The organism is Bradyrhizobium sp. SZCCHNS3052, assembly GCF_032484495.1.
Taxonomy (GTDB): Bacteria; Pseudomonadota; Alphaproteobacteria; order Rhizobiales; family Xanthobacteraceae; genus Bradyrhizobium.
Window position 1 is genome coordinate 1 of sequence record NZ_JAUETB010000029.1, and the last position, 3,004, is coordinate 3,004.

General features: G+C 56.6%; 3 protein-coding genes. 1 reads left to right on the top strand and 2 read right to left on the bottom strand.

Annotated elements, in window-relative coordinates; all coding sequences use genetic code 11:
* Positions 1-293 precede the first annotated feature (293 nt).
* Positions 294-794, bottom strand: a complete 501-nt coding sequence (locus QX073_RS34335; protein WP_315718320.1) for a hypothetical protein — start codon at positions 792-794, stop codon at positions 294-296.
* 186 nt (positions 795-980) lie between these two features.
* A complete protein-coding gene (locus tag QX073_RS34340; protein ID WP_315718321.1) occupies positions 981-1,391 on the bottom strand; it encodes a hypothetical protein in 411 nt (136 codons plus the stop codon).
* Between the two features lie 429 nt (positions 1,392-1,820).
* Between QX073_RS34340 and QX073_RS34345 the strand changes: the two genes are divergently transcribed.
* Positions 1,821-2,756, top strand: a complete 936-nt coding sequence (locus QX073_RS34345; RefSeq protein WP_315718322.1) for a hypothetical protein — start codon at positions 1,821-1,823, stop codon at positions 2,754-2,756.
* Positions 2,757-3,004: the final 248 nt, after the last annotated feature.

Below are 3,004 nucleotides of genomic sequence, written 5' to 3' on the forward strand. Positions count from 1 at the left end.
ATCCGGTTTTCACTCACGGCCAGGCCGTGTACCCATAAACCCTGCGGCGCGATGCGACTAAAGCAATGTCTGCTTTGTCCCTATAGCGACCGACTTCGTGCAGAACCGCAATATGTCGCGATGGGTCGATCGCGACGGCTTTGCCCGATCTCTGGCAGGTCCGGTCTACTCCCTCAGAGCCTCCATGCAGGCCATAGGCGGATTTCGTCGCGATGGGCCAAAAGCTGACTTCCGCAGACTGCGCGTGAAATTCGCCTTCGCGCCAACATTCGAAACGTGCTCTGAAGGATTCTTTATATGCCTTGTCCCTGCCGGTGATTAGGGACTGAGACCTTGTCCAGTCTCATTTCGAAAAGTACCCATATTCCGGAGACCTGTAGCTCGTCCGAAGGAAATGTTGGCGACGGGTGTTCCGGTCGAACTCCGCTGAATTGAACGTAGTTATCTCGATCTGCCAGATCAGCGCGAAGCGCCGGATCGACGTTGTAGGCGACGACGGCAACTTGATCGGCGACCTGTATTACAAATAAATCGACCTTGCCGCGCACCGTCTTCTTGATGAGCACCTTCCCGGTCCAATTACGCAGATTCCTTGGCATTTTCTCTTCCACACGACCATCGTAGCTGGACGAGTTGGTGAGAGTACTGTAGCTGCGGCCAGCGTTCCACGCACTCTGAAACGCTGCCTGGTCGGCTGGCACGGGCAGTGGACGGAGTTGAGGATTGAGATCGCATCCAGCTATCAACGAAGACAGCAAAATCCCAAAAAGGGCTCTCGGGCCAATAAATGTCATACGAGGCTCATAGGGTGCGTCAGAACTCCGGCGCCATCGGCCAAGGCCTCTAGGGGCATTCAGCGGAGTTGTCCGGAATACAAGTAAAGATTGCATGAATGCCAACGTCGCTGAACGAAGCTCACGTCGGCGCGGTGAACGGGACAGGAAGCCTTACGAAGCACATTTTGATAAGCCCGGTCGAGTTCATCGTCTTTGCGTTAGGGTTTGATAGGGTCGCTGTATCGCAATCAGCTCGAGGCCGATCCGGGCATCGTGATCAATCGCACCGGCAACAAAACCATGTCCGACGCCAATTCGGGTGCAGGTGCTGATGGACGTAACAACCTTCAACGCGTCAAGATCGGGTGTCCCCTTGACAACCCTGTCGACCCGAGCATCCATCACAGCCAAACGGCCGTATTTCTGAGAACTGATATCGGCCTCTCTGCCAACGATCGTCACCTCTACGATGACGGGCGCATCGAGCTCCGCAGGGATATGGTCGAAGAGCACGCCAGTCTGTGCGCTCGCCACCGCGCATGCCTCTGCTCGGTCGAATAAAAGACAAGCAATCAAGCAAAGCGCGCCGAGCCCTGTCATCTTCAATGTACGCACATTCGCACCCTGATCGCTAGTAATCGCGACACGATGCCAAGACTTCTCAAGGTCAGCAATGGGTCAAACACTGAGATTCTCATGCCGCGCAAATCTCTTGCACAACCTCGAATAACCGACATGGCATGGCCCTGACGGCCTTTCTCTGCGGGGCCATGGGCTGTTCTCCAAAATGGGGTGGCGCTATGGCCGGTGTAGCCCAGATAACAGGCAACTTACCGCAGCGCCGCAAGTCGGCAGCCTTGGGCCAGACGCTGACGTTTCTCACTCTGGGAGGCGGACGAACAAGTACAATACCGTACGCGACCACCGGCCATTTGCCGAACTTTCCGATAAACGGTGCTTGCTGCGACCCCACGCGCAAACTCCAATATCGCCGGTCGAAATAGAATGTGTGGCACGGCGGGGATTGAGTTGATTTCGCTACGAATGCTTGTTGGTCTGGCTCTAATTGTGACCTTGCTCTTTGTCGCCGCAGGCGCGGCGACATCGCTCCTTGTAGCTCATGGCGCTGAAGAGATCGCTGGATCTGAGCCGTATTGCATCCAGATTTCTGACGGGGCCTCCGACTACCGGCCCGCACGCGTATGGTTCGACCTGTCGATCTTCAAAATGAGGGCCAGGCACGATGGTCTGCTCTACATGCAGCACCACGCGATCCTCGTTGTCGGCGAACCCTCCAATGTGCGCCTATATCACTGGTCGTATCTCCACCGCGTCTTCGAGCCGGGCGTAATAAACGGGCATATTGAGGGTCGGGGGCCGGCGATTACCTGCCTGCAGGTGCGTGACTTCGTGGGTAAGCGGCTGGCACTGATCCCCGTGTCGCCGGACAGCTATTACATCAGGTATTCTGGAGGTGAGACATATCTCATCCCAACCGTCTGGCAAGCAGAGTGGAGCGGCGGGTCAAGCCCGAGCTTGCTGCTTGCGACGACCGCTCCCGACTTCCAACCACTCGACCGCCGTCTGATGCCGGCGGAATTTGACAGCAACTCGGTCTTCGTCACGTGGGACCCCGAATGGATGCTAAGTCTAATGAAAGATCCGCCCGGCGGAGAAATTGTCGAGCAAAGTAGAGAGTTTGGTCTCGTGAAGACCAAAACCATCACGCATGGCAAGGACGGCAAGGAGTACGTCGGAAATGGCTATCTTGCTTATGATGACGGTCATGGCGTCAACACCACGATAATAGGCTGCGGCACGCCGTCCGAGGCTGTTCCGAAGTCCTGTCAGCACCGCTTCATCAACAAGGGCCGACACTTCTATTTCCGTCATCGGCCGGAGGACGTGCCCAATTGGCAGAGGATGCAGCAGCGTATCCTTGACTTGATGGCGTCGTTCGAGGTTCACCGCCGCTCGTAGCGAGATCAACCGAGCGGGTTGTCGGGGGATTCCAAGTTGGTGTCGAGGTCAGCTTCGGGTCAAAGACTGAAATTCTTATGCCGAGTGACTCTCTTCTGCACAACCTCGAATAACCGACATGGCATGGCCCTGACGGCCTTTCTCTGCCGGGCCATGGGCTGTCCTCCGAAATGGGGTGGCGCTTTGGCCGGTGTACCCCAGATAACAGGCGACTTGCCGCAGCGCCGCAAGTCGGCAGCCATGGGCCA